Source organism: Endozoicomonas sp. SCSIO W0465, assembly GCF_023716865.1.
In the GTDB taxonomy this organism is placed as follows: domain Bacteria; phylum Pseudomonadota; class Gammaproteobacteria; order Pseudomonadales; family Endozoicomonadaceae; genus Endozoicomonas.
The window spans coordinates 4,981,442-5,002,985 of sequence record NZ_CP092417.1 but is presented as its reverse complement, the minus strand read 5'-3'; the positions used below and the strand labels follow the sequence as shown (position 1 = coordinate 5,002,985).

Annotated in this window: 18 protein-coding genes; all 18 read left to right on the top strand. The window is 49.6% G+C overall.

Annotation, left to right across the window (positions count from 1 at the left end; translation table 11 throughout):
- Nucleotides 1-95 precede the first annotated feature (95 nt).
- The 18 genes from MJO57_RS22340 to MJO57_RS22260 all read left to right on the top strand — a co-directional run bounded on the left by MJO57_RS22340 (nucleotide 96) and on the right by MJO57_RS22260 (nucleotide 21,499).
- Nucleotides 96-2,597 carry a hypothetical protein gene (locus MJO57_RS22340; protein WP_252018850.1) on the top strand — a complete coding sequence of 834 codons (2,502 nt, stop codon included), beginning with the start codon at nucleotides 96-98 and terminating at the stop codon, nucleotides 2,595-2,597.
- Nucleotides 2,564-3,334, top strand: a complete 771-nt coding sequence (locus tag MJO57_RS22335) for a hypothetical protein (protein WP_252018848.1) — start codon at nucleotides 2,564-2,566, stop codon at nucleotides 3,332-3,334. The genes MJO57_RS22340 and MJO57_RS22335 overlap by 34 nt, the downstream gene beginning before the upstream one ends.
- The gene (locus MJO57_RS22330) at nucleotides 3,283-3,513 is read left to right on the top strand and encodes a hypothetical protein (RefSeq protein WP_252018846.1); all 231 of its coding nucleotides are present in this window, start codon (nucleotides 3,283-3,285) and stop codon (nucleotides 3,511-3,513) included. Before MJO57_RS22335 ends, MJO57_RS22330 begins: the two co-directional genes overlap by 52 nt.
- Nucleotides 3,514-3,583: 70 nt before the next feature.
- On the top strand, nucleotides 3,584-4,228 hold the full coding sequence (locus MJO57_RS22325) for an SET domain-containing protein-lysine N-methyltransferase (RefSeq protein ID WP_252018844.1): 645 nt from the start codon (nucleotides 3,584-3,586) through the stop codon (nucleotides 4,226-4,228).
- A gap of 509 nt (nucleotides 4,229-4,737) precedes the next feature.
- Nucleotides 4,738-7,902, top strand: coding sequence for a hypothetical protein (locus MJO57_RS22320; protein WP_252018842.1), 3,165 nt, complete (start codon nucleotides 4,738-4,740; stop codon nucleotides 7,900-7,902).
- Nucleotides 7,903-8,615: 713 nt separating this feature from the next.
- The gene (locus MJO57_RS22315; protein ID WP_252018840.1) at nucleotides 8,616-8,975 is read left to right on the top strand and encodes a hypothetical protein; all 360 of its coding nucleotides are present in this window, start codon (nucleotides 8,616-8,618) and stop codon (nucleotides 8,973-8,975) included.
- Nucleotides 8,881-9,252 carry a hypothetical protein gene (locus MJO57_RS22310; protein WP_252018838.1) on the top strand — a complete coding sequence of 124 codons (372 nt, stop codon included), beginning with the start codon at nucleotides 8,881-8,883 and terminating at the stop codon, nucleotides 9,250-9,252. Before MJO57_RS22315 ends, MJO57_RS22310 begins: the two co-directional genes overlap by 95 nt.
- Nucleotides 9,253-9,262: 10 nt before the next feature.
- Nucleotides 9,263-10,831: an SET domain-containing protein-lysine N-methyltransferase gene (locus MJO57_RS22305; protein ID WP_252018836.1), complete on the top strand. Its 1,569-nt coding sequence runs from the start codon at nucleotides 9,263-9,265 to the stop codon at nucleotides 10,829-10,831.
- A 310-nt stretch (nucleotides 10,832-11,141) separates the two neighbouring features.
- A complete protein-coding gene (locus tag MJO57_RS22300) occupies nucleotides 11,142-14,093 on the top strand; it encodes a hypothetical protein (RefSeq protein WP_252018834.1) in 2,952 nt (983 codons plus the stop codon).
- Nucleotides 14,094-14,157: 64 nt separating this feature from the next.
- Nucleotides 14,158-14,844: an SET domain-containing protein-lysine N-methyltransferase gene (locus MJO57_RS22295; protein WP_252018833.1), complete on the top strand. Its 687-nt coding sequence runs from the start codon at nucleotides 14,158-14,160 to the stop codon at nucleotides 14,842-14,844.
- A 209-nt stretch (nucleotides 14,845-15,053) separates the two neighbouring features.
- Nucleotides 15,054-16,139 carry a hypothetical protein gene (locus tag MJO57_RS22290; protein WP_252018831.1) on the top strand — a complete coding sequence of 362 codons (1,086 nt, stop codon included), beginning with the start codon at nucleotides 15,054-15,056 and terminating at the stop codon, nucleotides 16,137-16,139.
- Between the two features lie 36 nt (nucleotides 16,140-16,175).
- Entirely contained in the window at nucleotides 16,176-16,511 is a 336-nt protein-coding gene (locus tag MJO57_RS22285; RefSeq protein ID WP_252018830.1) for a hypothetical protein, read from the top strand.
- The gene (locus MJO57_RS22280; protein WP_252018828.1) at nucleotides 16,504-16,656 is read left to right on the top strand and encodes a hypothetical protein; all 153 of its coding nucleotides are present in this window, start codon (nucleotides 16,504-16,506) and stop codon (nucleotides 16,654-16,656) included. Before MJO57_RS22285 ends, MJO57_RS22280 begins: the two co-directional genes overlap by 8 nt.
- Before the next feature lie 161 nt (nucleotides 16,657-16,817).
- The gene (locus MJO57_RS22275) at nucleotides 16,818-17,447 is read left to right on the top strand and encodes a hypothetical protein (RefSeq protein ID WP_252018826.1); all 630 of its coding nucleotides are present in this window, start codon (nucleotides 16,818-16,820) and stop codon (nucleotides 17,445-17,447) included.
- Nucleotides 17,365-17,868: a hypothetical protein gene (locus MJO57_RS22270; RefSeq protein ID WP_252018824.1), complete on the top strand. Its 504-nt coding sequence runs from the start codon at nucleotides 17,365-17,367 to the stop codon at nucleotides 17,866-17,868. Before MJO57_RS22275 ends, MJO57_RS22270 begins: the two co-directional genes overlap by 83 nt.
- A gap of 209 nt (nucleotides 17,869-18,077) precedes the next feature.
- A complete protein-coding gene (locus MJO57_RS22265) occupies nucleotides 18,078-18,302 on the top strand; it encodes a hypothetical protein (RefSeq protein ID WP_252018823.1) in 225 nt (74 codons plus the stop codon).
- Nucleotides 18,303-18,752: 450 nt separating this feature from the next.
- Complete coding sequence (locus MJO57_RS33395; protein ID WP_371924661.1) at nucleotides 18,753-20,171, top strand: hypothetical protein; 1,419 nt, start codon at nucleotides 18,753-18,755, stop codon at nucleotides 20,169-20,171.
- A complete protein-coding gene (locus tag MJO57_RS22260) occupies nucleotides 20,120-21,499 on the top strand; it encodes an SET domain-containing protein-lysine N-methyltransferase (RefSeq protein ID WP_371924900.1) in 1,380 nt (459 codons plus the stop codon). The genes MJO57_RS33395 and MJO57_RS22260 overlap by 52 nt, the downstream gene beginning before the upstream one ends.
- Nucleotides 21,500-21,544 lie beyond the last annotated feature (45 nt).

Genomic DNA, 21,544 nt, shown 5'->3' with positions numbered 1-21,544 from the left:
TGAAGTTCGTTGAACTATCTCGGGTTTATCCGGTCATTATCAATGTGCTACGAAGGCATAAACTGACCGATCAGATAAAAATAATTGTATCTCTTATGTCAACACCCGCATCAAACCACTCTGTTGTCACCACTTCCACTGCTACCGTTGCTGCTATGGAATCATTACCGGACAACAACAGAAAGCGTTATTTCTCGGGGCATAGGGCCCAGCCCGTTGATAAAAACAGGCCAGCTCAAGAGGCTTTCAGGCTCGGGTTTTGCGAATCCAAACAGCCTCCGAAAAAACGCAGGTGTCGGCAACGTGTGGATACCGGACAAAATGGTACATCAGCATCAACTGGGCGGGACTCAACGTTACCAATGATGGGCCATGAAGTCAGTGCCTCACGCCCTGCGGTTATTGTTCACCCACAGCCGATGGACATTGACCCGGATTACAGTGAAATAATCGCAAAGTTTAGTGTTATTCATCAACATCAAATCATGCCATCCCTGAGTCACCCGGGCGTCAAAACCGTACTTTCCAACGTCAGCACACTACTGAAAACGCTGGAGCAAAGGGGTATTCAGCTATCCATGAATAGAGGCAACCCTCCCCTGCCGACTCTCTTTGCAAAACTTAAGCCATTCAATATGGTTACCGAACATCAAACTTGTTCAGGGTATTTTCAAAAAGCCAACGTATTCTTTTCGGCAGTGGGCAAAACGGTGAACAACACTGGTAGTTTAACCACCATGCTACATAGCAAGAAAGGTGTAACCCTGTTAACACACATGGACGATGGGGAGGTAGCAGCCATTGCTGCCAGCCCGTTTTTAAAGCAGATTTCCTCCATGTGCAATGGCAAAGGCTTACCGGAAAAGGCGAAAGTGGCAGCCTTCCTGAAGCTGGGTTGCCTGAAAGTGGGATGGCAGGGCATTGATGAGGCCGTTAAGGACCAGCCGCTCGACCGGGCGCTGGTTGCTCACATTTCCTCCATGTGTAATGGCAAAGGCTTACCGGAAAGGGCGAAAGTGGAAGCTTTTCTGAGGCTTGGCTGCCTGAAAGAGGGATGGCAGGGCGTTGATGAGGCCGTTAAGGACAGGTCCCTCGACCGGGCGCTGGTCATCCACATTTCTTCCATGTGTAATGGCAAAGGCTTACCGGAAAAGGCGAACGTGGAAGCTTTTCTGAAACTGGGCTGTCTGAAAGAGGGATGGCAGGGCATTGATGAGGCCGTTAAGGACAAGCCGCTCAACCGGGCACTGGTCACCAATATTTCCTCTATGTCTTCTGGTAGAGGCTTACCAGAAAAGGCGAACGTGGAAGCCTTCCTGAAGCTTGGCTGCCTGAAAGAGGGATGGCAGGGTATTGATGAGGCCGTTAAGGACCAGCCGCTCGACCGGGCACTGGTCACCAACATTTCCTCCATGTGCCATGCCAAAGGCTTACCGGAAAAAGCGAAAGTGGAATCTTTCCTGAAGCTCAGCTGTCTGAAAGCTGGATGGCAGGGCGTTGATGAGGCCGTTAAGGACAAGCCCCTCGACCGGGTACTGGTCACCTGCATTTCCTCCATGGTGTCTGGCAAAGGCTTACCGGAAAAGGCAACAGTGGAAGCCTTCCTGAAGCTGGGGTGCCTGAAAGAGGGATGGCAGGGCAATGATGGGGCCGTTAAGGACAAACCCCTTGACAGGGCCCTGCTCAACAACATTTCCTCCATGTATTCTTGCAAAGGCTTACCGGAAAAGGCGAAAGTGGAAACCTTCCTGAAGCTGTGGTGCTTAAGAGAGGGATGGCAGGGCAATGATAAGGCTGTTAGGAACCAGCCGCTAGACCGGACTCTGGTCACCCACATTTCCTCCATGTCTTCTGGCAAAAGTTTTCCGGAAAAGGCAAAAGTGGAAGCCTTCCTCACGCTGGGCTGCCTGAAACAGGGATGGCAGGGGAGTGATGAGGCCGTTAAGAACCAGCCACTCGACCGGACACTGGTCACTAATATTTCCTCCATGTGCCATGGCAGAGGCTTTCCGGAAAAGGCGAAAGTGGAAGCTTTCCTGAACCTGGGCTGCCTGAAACAGGGATGGCAGGGTATTGATGAGGCCGTTAAGGACCAGCCGCTCGACCGGACACTGGTCACCCACATTTCCTCCATGTGTAATGGCAAAGGCTTACCCGAAAAGGCGAAAGTGGAAGCTTTCCTGAGGCTTGTCTGCCTGAAAGTGGGATGGCAGGGCATTGATGAGGTCGTTATGGACCAGCCGATCGACCGGACACTGGTCACCAGCATTTCCTCAATGTGTCATGGCAAAGGCTTGCCGGAAAAGGAGAAAATGGTAGCCTTCCTGAAGCTGGAGTGCCTGAAAAAGGGATGGCAGGGCATTGATGAGGCCGTCAGGGACCAGCCGCTCGACCGGGTACTGGTCACCCACATTTCCTCCATGTGTCATGGCAAAGGCTTACCGGAAAAGGCGAGAGTGGAAGCCTTTCTGACGCTGGGCTGCTTGAAACAGGAGTGGCAGGGCATTGATGAGGCGGTTAAGCAAAACCGCTCGACCGGGCACTGGTCACTCACATTTCCTCCATGTGTAATGGCAAAGGCTTACCGGAAAAGGTGAAAGTGGAAGCTTTCCTGACGTTGGGCTGTCTGAAAAAAGGATGGCAGGGCATTGATGAAGCCGTCAGGGACAAGCCGATCGACCGGGCACTGGTCACTCACATTTCCTCCATGTGTAATGGCAAAGGCTTACCGGAAAAGGTGAAAGTGGAAGCTTTCCTGACGCTGGGCTGTCTGAAAAAAGGATGGCAGGGCATTGATGAAGCCGTTAGGGACAAGCCGATCGACCGGGCTCTGGTTACCAATATTTCCTCCATATTTTCTGGCAAAGGCATTCCGGAAAAGGCGAAAGTGGAAGCCTTCCTGAAGCTGGGCTGCCTGAAAGAGGGATGGCAGGGCATTGATGAGGCCGTTAAGGACCAGCCCCTCAACCAGGCACTGGTCACCCACATTTCCTCCATGTGTAATAGCAAAGGCTTACCGGAAGGGGCGAAAGTGACAGCCTTCCTGAAGCTGGCCTGCCTGAAAGAGGGATGGCAGGGCATCGATGAGGCTGTTAGGGACAGGCCGCTTGATCGGGCACTGGTTACCAATATTTCTTCCATATGTCATGGCAAAGGCTTACCGGAAAAGGCGAAAGTGGAAGCCTTTCTGAAGCTGGACTGCTTGAAAGAGGGATGGCAGGGCATTGATGAGGCTGTTAAGGACAGGCCGCTTGATCGGGCACTGGTTACCACATTTCTTCCATGTGTCATGGCAAAGGCCTACCGGAAAAGGCAAAAGTTGAAGCCTTTCTAAAGCTGGACTGCTTGAAAGAGGGATGGCAGGGCATTGATGAGGCCGTCAAGGGCAAGCCACTTAACCGGGCGCTGATCACCAGCATATCCTCCATGTGTAATGGCAAAGGCTTTCCGGAAAAGGCGACAGTTAAAGCCATCCTGAAGCAGCGATCCGAAAATACCGGGACGATGAGATAATTTTTATTAAAGAAGAGACAACAGATTTAACGTCATTACCTCATCGTTCAACGACCAGGCGCCATTATGGATGGCAGAACCGTCCGTCAAAAGGGAAGTTGGTGACAGCAGGCAAAGACACACAACCTTCTTCAGTCAGATCGACATCCCAAACGATAGATCGATCAGAAAAAACATTAATGAGTCCATAGCAAAGTATCAAGCGCTGGATGACGAGCAAAGAGCGCAGTATTTACAAGAGCGAATGTCCGTTCAAAAACACGATGGATCGATCTTTAGTGAGTTAAAAGGTCAGGAAGAGGTTGTCGCCAGGAGAGATATTTCGCAATGGGAGCTGCTGGGTCATTATGCAGGTAAGCAATACCATGACAACACATACCAACAGGGAGCACGTGTTATGAGTGCTGCATTGGCAAATATTGACCGCTATAGCTTCGCTCCTGTTCATGGTGTTTTCATCTCAGGGTACAGACAGGGAAATATAACGTCGTTGATCAATGCTTTTAGTACTTACTCTGATAAGGAAAAAAATTCCCCGGAACAAAATGTTTCGTTCCTGAGGCACAGGAATCAGCAAGGTCAGTGGATGGTGTTTATTATCGCGATAAAACCCATACCCGCTAATGAAAGCCTGTGGATTGATTATGGGGAACAATACTGGCAGGCAGCGCGAGAGCCCATAGCAATCTCTGACGATAACTCTGAAGCTTTATAAGTAGTTGACCATGCCCATGAAGTTCGTTGAACTATCTCGGGTTTATCCGGTCATTATCAACGTGCTATGAAGGCATAAACTGACCGATCAGATAAAAATAATTGTACCTCCTATGTCAACACCCGTATCAAACCACTCTGTTGTCACCACTTCCACTGCTACCGTTGCTGCAACTGAACCATTGCCGGACGGTAACAACAGAAAGCGCTATTTCTCGGGACATAGGGTTCAACCCGTTGATAGGGAAAACGGGCCAACTAAAGAGGCTTTCAGACCCCGGTTTTGCGAAACGAAACAGCCTGCAAAAAAAACGCAGGTGTCGGCAACGTGTAGATACCGGAAAAAATGGCACATCAGCATCAACTGGGCGGGATTCAACGTTACCAATGATGGGCCATGGAGTCAGTGCCTCGCGCCCTGCGGTTATTGTTCACCTACAGCCGATGGACATTGACCCGGATTACCGCGAAATCATCGCAAGGTTTAGCATTACTCATCAACATCAAATCATGCCATACCTGAGTCACCCGGGCGTCAAAACCGTACTTTCCAACGTCAGCACACTACTGAAAACGCTTGAGCAAAGGGGTATTCAGCTATCCATGAATAGAGACAGCCCTCCCCTGCCTACGCTCTTTGCAATACTTAAGCGATTCAATATGGTTAATGATCATCAGGTTTGTTCAGGGTATTTTCAAAAAGCCGATGTGTTTTTTTCAGCGGTGGGTAAAACAATTAACAACACTGGCTGTTTAACCAGCATGCTGGCGAGCAAGAGCAGTGTAAACCTGTTTACTGCCATGAAAGATCGGGAGGTAGCATCCATCGCTGCCAAGCCGTTTTTAAAACAGATTTCCTCCATGTCTTCTGGCAAAGGCATACCGAAAAAGGCGAAAGTGGTCGCCTTCCTGAAGCTGCCCTGCCTGAAAGAGGGATGGCAGGGTATTGATGAGGCCGTTGAGGACCAGCCGCTTGATCGGGCGCTGCTCACAAACATATCCTCTATGTGTAACGGCAAAGGCTTACCGGAAAAGGCAAAAGTGGAAGCTTTTCTGAAGTTGAGCTGCCTGAAAGCGGGATGGCAGGGTATTGATGAGGCCGTTAAGGGGATGCCACTCGACCGGACACTGGTCACTAATATTTCCTCCATGTGCCATGGCAGAGGCTTACCGGAAAAGGCGAAAGTGGAAGCCTTCCTGAATCTGGGTTGCCTGAAAGAGGGATGGCAGGGCATGGATGAGGCCGTTAAGGACCGGCCGGTCGACCGGGCTCTGGTCACCCACATTTCCTCTATGTGTCATGGCAAAGGCTTACCGGAAGCAGCGAAAGTGGAAGCTTTCCTGAAGCTGGGCTGCCTGAAAGCGGGATGGCAGGGCATTGATGAGCCGTTAAGGGCCAGCCGCTTGATCAGGACTGGTCACCACATTTCCATGTGTCATGGCAAAGGCTTACCGGAAAAGGCGCAAGTGGAAGCCTTCCTGAAGCTGGGCTGCCTGAAAGAGGGATGGCAGGGTATTGATGAGGCCGTCAAGGACGAGCCGCTTGACCGGGCACTGGTCACCCGAATTTCTTCCATGTGTAATGGCAAAGGCTTACCGGAAAAGGCGAAAGTGGAAGCCTTTCTGACGCTGGGCTGCCTGAAAAAGGGATGGCAGGGCATTGATGAGTCCGTTAGGGACAAGCCACTCGACCGGTCACTGGTCACCAACATTTCCTCCATGTGTAATGGCAAAGGCTTACCGGAAAGGGCGAAAGTGGAAGCTTTTCTGAGGCTTGTCTGCCTGAAAGAGGGATGGCAGGGTATTGATGAGGCCGTTGAGGACAAGCCCCTCGACCGGGCGCTGGTCACTCACATTTCTTCCATGTTTAATGGCAAAGGCTTACCGGACAAGGCAAAAGTGGAAGCTTTTCTGAAGCTGGGCTGTCTGAAACAGGGATGGCAGGGTATTGATGAGGCCGTTAAGGGGATGCCACTCGACCGGACACTGGTCACCAACATTTCCTCCATGTGCCATGCCAAAGGCTTACCGGAAAAGGCGAAAGTGGAAGCTTTCCTGAAGCTGAGCTGTCTGAAAGCGGGATGGCAAGGTGTTGATAGGGCCGTTAAGGACAAGCCCCTCGACCGGGCACTGGTCACCAATATTTCCTCCATGTTTTGTGGCAAAGGCTTACCGGAAAAGGCAAAAGTGGAAGCCTTCCTGAAACTGGATTGCCTGAAAAAGGGGTGGCAGGGGATTGGTAAGGCCGCTAAGGACCGGGTGCTCAACCGGGCACTGGTTACCCGCATTTCCTCCATGTTTAATGGTAAAGGCTTACCGGGAAAGACGAAATTGGAAGCTTTCTTGAAGCTGGACTGCCTGAAAGAGGGATGGCAGGGCATTGATGAGGCCGTTAAGGATAAGCCGCTGGATTGGGCACTGGTCACCCACATTTCTTCCATGTGTCATGGCAAAGGCCTACCGGAAAAGGCGACATTAGAAGCCTTCCTGAAGCTGGACTGCTTGAAAGAGGGATGGCAGGGCATTGATGGGGCAGTTAAGGATAAGCCGATTGACCGGGGACTGGTCACCAGCATATCCTCCTTGTGTAATGGCAGAGGCTTGCCGGAAAAGGCGAAAGTGGAAGCCTTCCTGAAGCTGGACTGCCTGAAAGAGGGATGGCTGGGCGATGACAAGGCCGTTCAGGACCAGCCGCTTAACCGGGCACTGATTACCAGCATATCCTCCATGTGTAATGGCAAAGGCTTTCCGGAAAAGGCGAAAGTGGAAGCTTTTCTGAAGCTGGGCTGCCTGAAAGAGGGATGGCAGGGCGATGACAAGGCCGTTCAGGACCAGCCGCTTAACCGGACACTGATCACCAGCATATCCTCCATGTTTAATGGCAAAGGCTTCCCGGAAAAGGCAAAAGTTAAAGCCATCCTGAAGCAGCGGTCCGAAATCACCCAGGACGATGAGATAATTGTTATAAAAGAAGAGACAACTGATTTAATCTCGTTACCTCATCGTATTAATGACCAGGCGCCATTATGGGTGGCAGAACCGTCCGTCAAAAGGGAAGTTGGTGACAGCAGGCAAAGACAAGCAACCTTCTTTAGTCAGATCGACATACCAAATGACAGGTCGATCAGAAAAAGCATTCATGAGTCCATAGCAAAGTATCAAGCTCTGGATGACGAGCAAAGAGAGCAGTATTTACAAGAGCGAATGTCCGTTCAAAAACACGATGGATCAATCTTCAGTGAGTTAAAAGGTCAGGAAGAAGTTGTCGCCAGCAGGGATATTTTACAATGGGAGCTGCTGGGTCATTATGCAGGTAAGCAATACCATGACAACACATACCAGCAGGGAGCTCGTGTTATGGGTGCTGCATTAGCCAATATTGACAGCTATAGCTTCGCTCCTGCTCATGGTGTTTTCATCTCAGCGTACAGACAGGGAAATATAACGTCATTGATCAATGCTTTTAGTACTTACTCTGATAAGGAAAAAAATTCCCCGGAACAAAATGTTTCGTTTCTAAGACACAAGAATCAGCAAGGTCAGTGGATGGTGTTTATTATCGCGATAAAACCCATACCTGCTAATGAATGCCTGTGGATTGATTATGGGGAACAATACTGGCAAGCAATACGAGCGCCTATAGCAATCTCTGACGATAACTCTGAAACTTTATAAGTAGTTGACCATTCCCCATTTAAAATCATATAAACAGCCTGATCGACTTAATATATAAATCCATACCTGCACGGACTGTATTTTATACTACTGTTTCCTTATATTTTCAGCCTGCTGAATGCCCGTGAAGTTAGTTGAACTATCTCGGGTTTACCTAGCCATTATCAACATCAACGTGCTATGAAGTCATAAACTGACCGATCAGATAAAAATAATCGTATCTCCCTATGTCAACACCCGTATCAAAGCACTTTGTTTTCACCGCTTCCACTGCTACCGGTGCTGCTATGGAACCATTACCGGACAACAACAGAAAGCGTTATTTCTCGGGGCATAGGGTTCAACCCGTTGACAGGGAAAACAGGGCAGCTCAAGAGGCTTTCAGGCTTGGGTTTTGCGAATCCAAACAGCCTCCGAAAAAACGGAGGTGTCGGCAACGTGTTAATACCAGAAAAAATGGCACATCAGCATCAACTGGGCGGGATTCAACGTTACCAATGATGGGCCATGGAGTCAGTGCCTCGCGCCCTGCGGTTATTGTTCACCTACCGCCGATGGACATTGACCCGGATTACAGCGAAATCATCGCAAGGTTTAGCATTACTCATCAACATCAAATCATGCCATACCTGAGTCACCCGGGCGTCAAAACCGTACTTTCCAACGTCAGCACACTACTGAAAACGCTTGAGCAAAGGGGTATTCAGCTATCCATGAGCAGAGGGGCCGGTCCTCTACCGACTCTCTTTGCAAAACTTAAGCGATTCAATATTGCTACTGAACATCAAACTTGTTCGGGGTATTTTCAAAAAGCTAATGTGTTCTTTTCGGCAGTGGGTAAAACAGTGAACAACACTGGCAATTTAACCAGCATGGTGAATAACAAGGACAATGTAACCCTGTTTACTGCCATGGAAGATGCAGATGTAGCATCTATTGCTGCCAGCCCGTTTTTAAAGCAGATTTCCTCCATGTGTAATGGCAAAGGCTTACCGGAAAAGGCGAAAAGTAGAAGCCTTCCTGACGCTGGGCTGCCTGAAAGCGGGATGGCAGGGAATCGATGGGACCGTTAAGGATCAGCCACTCGACCGGTCACTGGTCGCCAACATTTCCTCTATGTGTCATGGCAAAGGCTTACCGGAAAAGGCAACAGTAGAAGCCTTTCTGACGCTGGGGTGCCTGAAAGAGGGATGGCAGGGCAATGATGGGGCCGTCAAGGGCAAACCCCTCGACAGGGCCCTGGTCAACAACATTTCCTCCATGTCTTCTGGCAAAGGCTTACCGGAAAAGGCGAAAGTGGAAGCTTTCCTGAGGGCTTGTCTGCCTGAAAGTGGGATGGCAGGGCATTGATGAGGTCGTTATGGACCAGCCGATCGACCGGACACTGGTCACCAGCATTTCCTCAATGTGTCATGGCAAAGGCTTGCCGGAAAAGGAGAAAATGGTAGCCTTCCTGAAGCTGGAGTGCCTGAAAAAGGGATGGCAGGGCGTTGATGAGGCCGTCAGGGACCAGCCGCTCGACCGGGTACTGATCACCCACATTTCCTCCATGTGTCATGGCAAAGGCTTACCGGAAAAGGCAAAAGTGGAAGCTTTCCTGACGCTGACCTGCCTGAAAAAGGGATGGCAGGGCATTGATGAGGCCGTCAAGGACCAGCCGATTGACCAGAGACTGGTTACTCACATTTCTTCCATGTGTAATGGCAAAGGCTTACCGGAAAAGGCGAAAGTGGAAGCCTTCCTGAAGCTGGGGTGCTTGAAAGAGGGATGGCAGGGCAATGATGAGGCTGTTAAGGATAAGCCGATCGATCGGGCATTGGTCACCAATATGTCCTCTATGTCTTCTGGTAGAGGCTTACCAGAAAAGGCGAAAGTGGAAGCCTTCCTGAAGCTGGCCTGCCTGAAAGTGGGATGGCAGGGCATCGATGAGGCTGTTAAGGACAAGCCGCTTGACCGGACACTAGTCAGCCATATTTCCTCCATGTGTTCTGGCAAAGGCCTGCCGGAAAAGGTGAAAGTGGAGGCCTTCCTGAATCTATGCTGCCTGAAAGAGGGATGGCAGGGTATTGATGAGGCCGTTAAGGACCAGCCGCTCGACCGGGCACTGGTTAGCAATATTTCCTATATATTTCATTGCAAAGGCTTACCGGAAAAGGCGAAAGTTAAAGCCGCCCTGAAGCAGCGATCCGAAAATACCTGGGACGATGAGATAATTTTTATTAAAGAAGAGACAACAGATTTAACGTCATTACCTCATCGTATCAACGACCAGGCGCCATTATGGACGGCAGAACCGTCCGTCAAAAGGGAAGTTGGTGACAGCAGGCAAAGACAAACAACTTTCTTCAGTCAGATCGACATCCCAAACGATAGATCGATCAGAAAAAGCATTAATGAGTCCATAGCAAAGTATCAAGCGCTGGATGACGTACAGAGAGAGCAGTATTTACAAGAGCGGATGTCCGTTCAAAAACACGATGGATCGATCTTTAGTGAGTTAAAAGGTCAGGAAGAGGTTGTCGCCAGGAGAGATATTTCGCAATGGGAGCTGCTGGGTCATTATGCAGGTAAGCAATACCATGACAACACATACCAACAGGGAGCACGTGTTATGGGTGCTGCATTGGCAAATATTGACCGCTATAGCTTCGCTCCTGTTCATGGTGTTTTCATCTCAGGGTACAGACAGGGAAATATAACGTCGTTGATAAATGCTTTTAGTACTTACTCTGATAAGGAAAAAAATTCCCCGGAACAAAATGTTTCGTTCCTGAGGCACAGGAATCAGCAAGGTCAGTGGATGGTGTTTATTATCGCGATAAAACCCATACCCGCTAATGAAAGCCTGTGGATTGATTATGGGGAACAATACTGGCAGGCAGCACAAGCGCCTATAGCAATCTCTGACGATAACTCTGAAGCTTTATAGGTAGTTCCCATCCAAAAACTATAGCCCTTGGGCCACGTAGCCTACAGAGATTTGACGTGCTCTGAATTTACAGGAAAATCACATCAACTCCGCTGTAGCCCCCGAAAACTGGTTTGAAAAAGGCGTCAAAACAAAACTTGATTTTTTCCCTCTAAGCCTTGGCACGCATAGGCTGCAGAGTTTTTGGACGAGAACTAGGTAGTTGACCATGCCCATGAAGTTAGTTGAACTATCTCGGGTTTATCTGGTCATTATCAACGTGCTATGAAGGCATAAACTGACCGATCAAATAAAAATAATTGTACCTCCTATGTCAACACCCGTATCAAACCACTCTGTTGCCACCACTTCCACTACTACCGTTGCTGCTGAACCATTACCTGGCGGCAACAACAGAAAGCGCTATTTCTCGGGACACAGGATTCAACCCGTTGATAAAAACAGGCCAGCTCAAGAGGCTGTCAGGCTCGGGGTTTGCCAATCGAAACAGCCTGCAAAAAAACGCAGGTGTCGGCAACGTGTGGATACCGAAAAAAATGGCTCATCAGCATCAACCGGGCGGGATTCAACGTTACCAATGATGGGGCATGAAGTCAGTGCCTCACGCCCTGCGGTTATTGTTCACCCACAGCCGATGGACATTGACCCGGATTACCGCGAAATCATCGCAAAGTTTAGCGTTACTCATCAACATCAAATCATGCCATACCGGAGTCACCCGGGCGTCAAAACCGTACTTTCCAACGTCAGCACACTACTGAAAACGCTTGAGCAAAGGGGTATTCAGCTATCCATGAATAGAGGCAACCCACCCCTACCGACGCTCTTTGCAAAACTTGAGCGATTCAATATTGCTACCGAACATCAAACTTGTTCGGGGTATTTTCAAAAAGCCAATGTGTTTTTTTCAGCTGTGAGCAAAACAATAAACAACACTGGAAGTTTAACCAGTATGATGAATAGCAAGGACAATGTAACCCTGTTTACTGCCATGGAAGATGCAGATGTAGCATCTATTGCTGCCAGCCCGTTTTTAAAGCAGATTTCCTCCATGTGTAATGGCAAAGGCTTACCGGAAAAGGCGAAAGTAGAAGCCTTCCTGAAGCTGGACTGCCTGAAAGCGGGATGGCAGGGCATCGATGAGGCCGTTAAGGACCAGTTGCTCGACCGGACACTGGTCGCCCACATTTCCTCCATGTGCCATGGCAAAGGCTTGCCGGAAAAGGCGAAAGTGAAAGCCTTCCTGAAATTGGGCTGTCTGAAAGAGGGATGGCAGGGCATTGATGAGGCCGTTAAGGACAGGCCGCTCGATCGGGCACTGGTCGCCAGCATTTCCTCTATGATGTCAGGCAAAGGGTTTCCGGAAAAGGCGAAATTGGAAGCCTTCCTGAAACTGGACTGCCTGAAAGCGGGTTGGCAGGGCGATGACGAGGCTGTTAAGGACCAGCCGCTCGACCGGGTATTGGTCACCAGTATTTCCTCCATGATGTCTTGCAAAGGCTTACCGGAAAAAGCGAAAGTGGAAGCTTTCCTGAAGCTGGACTGCCTGAAAGAGGGATGGCTGGGCGATGACCAGGCCGTTAAGGATCAGCCGCTCAACCGGGCACTGCTCACCCATATTTCTTCTATGTGTCATGGCAAAGGCTTACCGGAAAAGGCGAAAGTGGAAGCTTTCCTGACGCTGGGCTGTCTGAAAAAGGGATGGCAGGGCATTGATGAGGCCGTTAAGGACCAGCCGCTCGACCGGGCGCTGATCACCCACATTTCCTCCATGTGTAATAGCAAAGGTTTACCGGAACAGGCGAAAGTAGAAGCTTTTCTCAAGCTGGGCTGCCTGAAAGAGGGATGGCAGGGCATTGATGAGGCCGTTAAGGACCAGCCCCTCAATCAGGCACTGGTCACCCACATTTCCTCCATGTGTAACTGCAAAGGCTTACCGGAAAAGGCGAAAGTGGAAGCCTTCCTGACGCTGGGCTGCCTGAAAGCGGGATGGCAGGGCATCGATGAGGCCGTTAAGGATCAGCCACTCGACCGGTCACTGGTCGCCAACATTTCCTCCATGTGTCATGGCAAAGGCTTTCCGGAAAAGGCAACAGTGGAAACCTTCCTGAAGCTGGGCTGCCTGAAAAAGGGATGGCAGGGCAATGATAAAGCCGTTAAGGACAAACCGCTCGACTGGGCACTGGTCACTCACATTTCTTCCATGTGTAATGGCAAAGGCTTACCGGAAAAGGCGAAAGTGGAAGCTTTCCTGAAGCTGGGCTGTCTGAAAGAGGGATGGCAGGGCATTGATGAGGCCGTTAAGGACAGGCCGCTCGATCGGGCACTGGTCACCAACATTTCTTCCATGTCTTCTGGTAAAGGCTTACCGGAAAAGGTGAAAGTGGAAGCTTTCCTGAAGCTGGGCTGCCTGAAAGTGGGATGGCAGGGCATTGATGAGGTCGTTAAGGACCAGCCGATTGATCGGGTGCTGATCACCCACATTTCCTCCATGTGTAATGGCAAAGGTTTACCGGAAAAGGCAAAAGTTGATGCTTTTCTCAAGCTGGGCTGCCTGAAACAGGGATGGCAGGGCAGTGATGAGGGCGTTAAGGATCAGCCGCTTGATCGGGCACTGGTCACCCACATTTCCTCCATGTGTAATGGTAAAGGCTTACCGGAAAAGGCGAAAGTGGAAGCCTTCCTGAAGTTGGGCTGCCTGAAAAAGGGATGGCAGGGCATTGATGAGGACGTTAAGGAGATGACGCTCGACCAGACACTGATCGCCAGCATTTCCTCTATGATGTCAGGCAAAGGGTTTCCGGAAAAGGCGAAATTGGAAGCCTTCCTGAAACTGGACTGCCTGAAAGCGGGTTGGCAGGGCGATGACGAGGCTGTTAAGGACCAGCCGCTCGACCGGGTATTGGTCACCAGTATTTCCTCCATGATGTCTTGCAAAGGCTTACCGGAAAAAGCGAAAGTGGAAGCTTTCCTGAAGCTGGACTGCCTGAAAGAGGGATGGCTGGGCGATGACCAGGCCGTTAAGGACCAGCCGCTCAACCGGGCACTGCTCACCCACATTTCTTCTATGTGTCATGGCAAAGGCTTACCGGAAAAGGCGAAAGTGGAAGCCTTCCTGAAGCTGGACTGCCTGAAAGAGGGATGGCAGGGCGATGACCAGGCCGTCAGGACCAGCCGCTTAACCGGGCACTGCTCACCCACATTTCTTCTATGTTTCATGGCAAAGGCTTACCGGAAAAGGCGAAAGTTAAAGCCATCCTGAAGCAGCGATCAGGAAACACCGGGACGATGAGATAATTTTTATAAAAGAAGAGGCAACAGATTTAATGTCATTACCTCATCGTATCAACGACCAGGCGCCATTATGGATGGCAGAACCGTCCGTCAAAAGGGAAGTTGGTGACAGCAGGCAAAGACAAACAACCTTCTTCAGTCAGATCGACATACCAAACGACAGATCAATCAGAAAAAGCATTAATGAGTCCATAGCCAGGTATCAAGCTCTGGATGACAAGCAAAGAGCGCAGTATTTACAAGAGCGAATGTCCGTTCAAAAACACGATGGATCGATCTTTAGTGAGTTAAAAGGTCAGGAAGAGGTTGTCGCCAGCAGGGATATTTTGCAATGGGAGCTGCTAGGTCATTATGCAGGTAAGCAATACCATGATAACACATACCAACAGAGAGCACGTGTCATGGGTGCTGCATTGGCCAATATTGACAGCTATAGCTTCGCTCCTGCTCATGGTGTTTTCATCTCAGCGTACAGACAGGGGAATATAACGTCATTGATCAATGCTTTTAGTACTTACTCTGATAAGGAAAAAAATTCCCCGGAACAAAATGTTTCGTTCCTGAGGCACAGGAATCAGCAAGGCCAGTGGATGGTGTTTATTATCGCGATAAAATCCATACCCGCGAATGAAAGCCTGTGGATTGATTATGGGGAACAATACTGGCAGGCAGCACGAGCACCTATAGAAATCTCTGATGATAACTCTGAAGCTTTATAAGTAATTGACCATTTGAAATTATATAAACTGTCTGATCGACTTGATAAATCCATACCTGCAGGAACTGTATTTTGTACTACTGTTTCCTTATATTTTCAGCTTGCTGAATGCCCATGAAGTTCGTTGAACTATCTCGGGTTTATCTGGTCATTATCAACGTGCTATGAAGGCATAAACTGGCCGATCAAACAAAAATAATTGTACCTCCTATGTCAACACCCGCATCAAACCACTCTGTTGCCACCACTTCCACTGCTACCGTTGCTGCAACTGAACCATTACCGGGCGGCAACAACAGAAAGCGCTATTTCTCGGGACATAGGGTTCAACCCGTTGACAGGGAAAACAGGCGAACTCAAGAGGTTTTCAGACCCCGGTTATGTGAAACGAAACAGCCTGCAAAAAAACGCAGGTGTGGGCAACGTGTGGATACCGGACAGAATGGTACATCAGCATCAACCGGGCGGGACTCAACGTTTCCAATGATGGGACATGAAGTCAGTGCCTCACGCCCTGTGGTTATCGTCCACCCACAGCCGATGGACATTGACCCGGATTACAGTGAAATAATCGCAAAGTTTAGTGTCACTCATCAACATCAAATCATGCCATCCCTGAGTCACCCGGGCGTCAAAACCGTACTTTCCAACGTCAGCACACTACTGAAAACGCTGGAGCAAAGGGGTATTCAGCTATCCATGAATAGAGGCAACCCTCCCCTGCCGACTCTCTTTGCAAAACTTAAGCCATTCAATATGGTTACCGAACATCAAACTTGTTCAGGGTATTTTCAAAAAGCCAATGTGTTCTTTTCGGCAGTGGGCAAAACAGTGAACAACACTGGTAGTTTAACCAGCACGCTACATAGCAAGAACAGCGTAACCCTGTTAACGAACATGGACGATGGAGATGTAGCAGCCATTGCTGCCAGTCCGTTTTTAAAGCAGATTTCCTCCATGTGTCATTGCAAAGGCTTACCGGAAAAGTCAAAAATAGAAGCCTTCCTGGAGATGGGCTGCCTGAAAGTGGGATGGCAGGGCATCGATGGGGCCGTTAAGGATCAGCCACTCGACCGGTCACTGGTCGCCAACATTTCCTCCATGTGTCATGGCAAAGGCTTACCGGAGAAGGCAAAAGTAGAAGCCTTTCTGAAGCTGGGCTGCTTGAAAGAGGGATGGCAGGGCATTGATGAGGCCGTTAAGGACCAGCCGATCGACCGGGCATTGGTCAGCCATATTTCCTCCATGTTTTTTGGTAAAGGCTTACCGGAAAAGGCGAAAATGGAAGCTTCCTGAAGCTGGGCTGCCTGAAAGAGGGATGGCAGGGCATTGATGAGGCCGTTAAGGACAGCCGCTCGACCGGCACTGGTCACACATTTCCTCCATGTCTGGCAAAGGCTTACCGGAAAAGGCAAAATGGAAGCCTTCCTGAAGCTGGGCTGCCTGAAAGAGGGATGGCAGGGCGTTGATGAGGCCGTTAAGGACCAGCCCCTCGACCGGGCACTGCTCATCCATATTTCTTCCATGTGTAATGGCAAAGGCTTACCGGAAAAGCGAAAGTGGAAGCTTCCTGAAGCTGGGCTGCTGAAAGCGGATGGCAGGGCATTGATGAGGCCGTCAAGGACCAGCCGTCGACCGGGACTGGTACTCACATTTCTCCATGTGTAATGGCAAAGGCTTACCGGAAAAGGCGAAAGTGGAAGCCTTCCTGAAGCTGGGGTGCTTGAAAGAGGGATGGCAGGGCAATGATGAGGCGTTAAGGATAAGCCGTCGATCGGGCATTGGTCACAATATTCCTCATGTCTTCTGGTAAGGCTTACCAGAAAAGGCGAAAGTGGAAGCCTTCCTGAAGCTGGCTGCCTGAAAGTGGGATGGCAGGGCATTGATGAGGCCGTTAAGGACCAGCCGCTCGACCGGCACTGGTCACCATATTTCCTCCATGTCTTCTGGTAAGGCTTACCGGAAAAGGCAAAAGTGGAAGCCTTCCTGAAGCTGGCCTGCCTGAAGAAGGGATGGCAGGGTATTGATGAGGCCGTTAAAGACAAGGCCCTCGACCGGGCACTGGTCACCAACATTTCCTCCATGCGTCATGGCAAAGGCTTACCGGAAAAGGCGAAAGTTGAAGTCTTCCTGAAGCTGGGCTGCCTGAAAGAGGGATGGCAGGGCATTGATGAGGCCGTTAAAGACAAGCCGCTCGACCGGGCACTGGTCACTCACATTTCCTCTATGTGCCATTGCAAAGGCTTACCAGAAAAGGTGAAAGTGGAAGCCTTCCTGAAGCTGGGCTGCCTGAAAAAAGGATGGCAGGGCAATGATGAGGCCGTTAAGGATAAGCTGATCGATCGGGCTCTGGTTACCAATATTTCCTCTATGATGTCTGGCAAAGGCTTACCGGAAAAGGCGAAAGTGGAAGCCTTCATGAAGTTAGGCTGCCTGAAAGAGGGATGGCAGGGCGACTACGAGGCTGTTAAGGACAAGCCGATCGACCGGGCACTGGTTACCCACATTTCCTCCATGTGTCATGGCAAAGGCTTTCCGGAAAAGGCAAAAGTGGAAGCCTTTCCTGAAGCTGGGCTGCCTGAAAGAGGGATGGCAGGGCGATGACGAGGCCGTTCAGGACCAGCCGCTTAACTGGGCACTGATCACTAGCATTTCCTCCTTTTATAATGGTAAAGGTATACCGAAAAAAACGACAGTAGAAGCATTTCTGAAGCAGCGATCCGCAAACACTCAGGACGATGAGATAATTGTTATAAAAGAAGAGGCAACTGATTTAATCTCGTTACCTCATCGTATTAATGACCTGGCTCCATTATGGGTGGCAGAACCGTCCGTCAAAAGGGAAGTCGGTGACAGCAGGCAAAAACAAGCAACCTTCTTCAGTCAGATCGACATACCAAATGATAGATCGATCAGAAAAAGCATTAATGAGTCCATAGCCAGGTATCAAGATCTGGATGACGAGCAAAGAGCAGTATTTACAAGAGCGAATGTCCGTTCAAAAACACGATGGATCGATCTTTAGTGAGTTAAAAGGTCAGGAGAGGTGTTCGCCAGCAGGGATATTTCGCAATGGGAGCTGCTGGGGCATTACGCAGGTAAGCAATACCATGACAACACATACCAACAGGGAGCACGTGTCATGGGTGCTGGATTGGCAAATATTGACCGCTATAGCTTCACTCCTGCTCATGGTGTTTTCATCAGGGTACCAGACAGGGAAATATAACGTCGTTGATCAATGCTTTTAGTACTTACTCTGATAAGGAAAAAAATTCCCCGGAACAAAATGTTTCATTCCTGAGGCACAGGAATCAGCAAGGTCAGTGGATGGTGTTTATTATCGCGATAAAACCCATACCCGCTAATGAAAGCCTTTGGATTGATTATGGGGAGCAATACTGGCAGGCAGCACGAACGCCTATAGCAATCTCTGACGATAACTCTGAAGCTTTATAAGTAGTTGACCATTTGAAGCTATATACACTGTCTGATCGACTTGATCTATAAATCCATACCGGCAGGGACTGTATTTTGTACTACTGTTTCCTTATATTTTCAGCCTGCTGAATGCCCATGAAGTTCGTTGAACTATGTCGGTTTTATCTGGTCATTATCAACGTGCTATGAAGGCATAAACTGACCGATCAAATAAAAATAATTGTATCCCTTATGTCAACACCCGCATCAAACCACTCTGTTGTTATTACTTCCACTGCTACCGTTGCTGCTATGGAACCATTACCGGACAACAACAGAAAGCGCTACTTCTCGGGGCATAGGGTTCAACCCGTTGACAGGGAAAACAGGCGAACTCAAGAGGCTTTCAGACCCTGGTTATGTGAAACGAAACAGCCTGCAAAAAAACGCAGGTGTCGGCAACGTTTGGATACCGGACAGAATGGTACATTGGCATCAACTGGGCGGGACTCAACGTTACCAATGATGGGGCATGAAGTCAGTGCCTCACGCCCTGCGGTTATTGTGCACCCACAGCCGATGGACATTGACCCGGATTACAGCGAAATCATCGCAAAGTTTAGTGTTATTCATCAACATCAAATCATGCCATACCGGAGTCACCCGGGCGTCAAAACCGTACTTTCCAACGTCAGCACACTACTGAAAACGCTTGAGCAAAGGGGTATTCAGCTATCCATGAATAGAGGCAACCCACCCCTACCGACTCTCTTTTCAAAACTTGAGCGATTCAATATGGTTACCGAACATCAAACGTGTTCGGGGTATTTTCAAAAAGCCAATGTGTTTTTTTCAGCTGTGAGCACAACAATGAACAACTCTGGCTGTTTAACCAGCATGCTACATGGCAAGAACAGTGTAACCCTGTTAACGCACATGGACGATGGGGATGTAGCAGCCATTGCTGCCAGCCCGTTTTTAAAGCAGATTTCCTCCATGTGTAATGGCAAAGGCTTACCGGAAAAGGCGAAAGTGGAAGCTTTTCTGAAGCTGGGCTGCCTGAAAGAGGGATGGCAGGGTATTGATGAGGCCGTTAAGGACCAGCCGCTCGACCGGGCACTAGTCACTCACATTTCCTCCATGTGTAATGGTAGAGGCTTACCAGAAAAGGCGGACGTGGAAGCCTTCCTGAAGCTGGGCTGCCTGAAAGAGGGATGGCAGGGTATGGATGAGGCCGTTAAGGACCAGCCGCTCGACCGGGCACTGGTTACTCACATTTCCTCCATGTGTCATGGCAAAGGCTTACCGGAAAATGCGAAAGTGGAGGCTTTCCTGAAGCTGGGCTGCCTGAAAGAGGGATGGCAGGGGATTGATGAGGCCGTTAAGGACAAGCCGCTCAACCGGGTACTGGTCACTCATATTTCCTCTATGTCTGCTGGTAGAGGCTTACCAGAAAAGGCGAAAGTGGAAGCCTTCCTGAAGCTGGGTTGCCTGAAAGAGGGATGGCAGGGTATTGATGAGGCCGTTAAGGACCAGCCGCTCGACTGGGCGCTGGTCACTCACATTTCCTCCATGTGTAATGGCAAAGGCTTACCGGAAAGGGCGAAAGTGGAAGCTTTTCTGAGGCTTGTCTGCCTGAAAGAGGGATGGAGGGCATTGATGAGGCCGTTAAGGACCGCGCTCGACCGGGCGCTGGTCACTCACATTTCTTCCATGTGTAACGGCAAAGGCTTACCGGAAAAGGCGAAAGTGGAAACCTTCCTGAAGCTGTGCTGCTTAAGAGAGGGTGGCAGGGCATTGATGAGGCCGTTAGGGACCAGCCGCTCGACCGGGTACTGGTCACCCACATATCCTCCATGTGTCATGGCAAAGGCTTACCGGAAAAGGCGAAAATGGAAGCCTTTCTGAAGTTGGGTTGCTTGAAAGAGGAATGGCAGGGCATTGATGAGGCCGTTAGGGACCAGCCGCTCGACCGGGCGCTGGTCACCCACATTTCCTCCATGTGGCATAGCAAAGGCTTACCGGAAAAGGCGAAAGTGGAAGCCTTCCTGAAGCTGGGCTGCCTGAAACGGGGATGGCAGGGTATTGATGAGGCAGTCAGGGACCAGCCGCTTGATTGGTCACTGGTCACCAGCATTTCCTCCATGTGTAATGGCAAAGGCTTACCGGAAAAGGCGAAAGTGGAAGCCTTCCTGAAGCTGGGCTGCCTGAAAGACGGATGGCAGGGCATTGATGAGGCCGTCAAGGACCAGCCGATTGACCGGAGACTGGTTACTCACATTTCTTCCATGTGTAATGGCAAAGGCTTACCGGCAAAGGCGAAAGTGGAAGCCTTTCTGAAGCTGGGCTGCCTGAAAGAGGGATGGCAGGGCATTGATGAGGCTGTCAAGGGCAAGCCGCTTAACCGGGTACTGATTTCCAGCATATCCTCCATGTGTCATGGCAAAGGCTTACCGGAAAAGGCGAAAGTTAAAGCCATCCTGAAGCGGATGTCCGAAAACACTCAGGACGATGAGATAATTGTTATAAAAGAAGAGGCAACTGATGTCATCTCGTTACCTCATCGTATTAATGACCTGGCTCCATTATGGGTGGCAGAACCGTCCGTCAAGAGGGAAGTCGGTGACAGCAGGCAAAGACAAACAACCTTCTTCAGTCAGAGCGACATCCCAAACGATAGAACGATCAGAAAAAGCATTCATGAGTCTATAGCCAGGTATCAAGATCTGGATGACAAGCAAAGAGCGCAGTATTTACAAGAGCGAATGTCCGTTCAAAAACACGATGGATCGATCTTTAGTGAGTTAAAAGGTCAGGAAGAGGTTGTCGCCAGCAGAGATATTTTGCAATGGGAGCTGCTGGGTCATTATGCAGGTAAGCAATACCATGATAACACATACCAACAGAGAGCACGTGTCATGGGTGCTGCATTGGCCAATATTGACAGCTATAGCTTCGCTCCTGCTCATGGTGTTTTCATCTCAGCGTACAGACAGGGGAATATAACGTCATTGATCAATGCTTTTAGTACTTACTCTGATAAGGAAAAAAATTCCCCGGAACAAAATGTTTCGTTCCTGAGGCACAGGAATCAGCAAGGCCAGTGGATGGTGTTTATTATCGCGATAAAATCCATACCCGCTAATGAAATTCTTTGGATTGATTATGGAGAACAATACTGGCAGGCAGCACGAGCGCCTATAGCAATCTCTGACGATAACTCTGAAGCTTTATAAGTAGTTGACCATTTGAAACTATATACACTGTCTGATCGACTTGAT

Coding starts and splice junctions, on each gene's coding strand:
- MJO57_RS22340 (WP_252018850.1), top strand. CDS start 96: ATGTCAACACCCGCATCAAACCACTCTGTTGTCACCACTTCCACTGCT.
- MJO57_RS22335 (WP_252018848.1), top strand. CDS start 2,564: ATGTGTAATGGCAAAGGCTTACCGGAAAAGGTGAAAGTGGAAGCTTTC.
- MJO57_RS22330 (WP_252018846.1), top strand. CDS start 3,283: ATGTGTCATGGCAAAGGCCTACCGGAAAAGGCAAAAGTTGAAGCCTTT.
- MJO57_RS22325 (WP_252018844.1), top strand. CDS start 3,584: ATGGCAGAACCGTCCGTCAAAAGGGAAGTTGGTGACAGCAGGCAAAGA.
- MJO57_RS22320 (WP_252018842.1), top strand. CDS start 4,738: ATGCCATACCTGAGTCACCCGGGCGTCAAAACCGTACTTTCCAACGTC.
- MJO57_RS22315 (WP_252018840.1), top strand. CDS start 8,616: ATGAGCAGAGGGGCCGGTCCTCTACCGACTCTCTTTGCAAAACTTAAG.
- MJO57_RS22310 (WP_252018838.1), top strand. CDS start 8,881: ATGGCAAAGGCTTACCGGAAAAGGCGAAAAGTAGAAGCCTTCCTGACG.
- MJO57_RS22305 (WP_252018836.1), top strand. CDS start 9,263: ATGGACCAGCCGATCGACCGGACACTGGTCACCAGCATTTCCTCAATG.
- MJO57_RS22300 (WP_252018834.1), top strand. CDS start 11,142: ATGTCAACACCCGTATCAAACCACTCTGTTGCCACCACTTCCACTACT.
- MJO57_RS22295 (WP_252018833.1), top strand. CDS start 14,158: ATGTCATTACCTCATCGTATCAACGACCAGGCGCCATTATGGATGGCA.
- MJO57_RS22290 (WP_252018831.1), top strand. CDS start 15,054: ATGTCAACACCCGCATCAAACCACTCTGTTGCCACCACTTCCACTGCT.
- MJO57_RS22285 (WP_252018830.1), top strand. CDS start 16,176: ATGAGGCCGTTAAGGACAGCCGCTCGACCGGCACTGGTCACACATTTC.
- MJO57_RS22280 (WP_252018828.1), top strand. CDS start 16,504: ATGTGTAATGGCAAAGGCTTACCGGAAAAGGCGAAAGTGGAAGCCTTC.
- MJO57_RS22270 (WP_252018824.1), top strand. CDS start 17,365: ATGGCAAAGGCTTTCCGGAAAAGGCAAAAGTGGAAGCCTTTCCTGAAG.
- MJO57_RS22260 (WP_371924900.1), top strand. CDS start 20,120: ATGTGTCATGGCAAAGGCTTACCGGAAAAGGCGAAAATGGAAGCCTTT.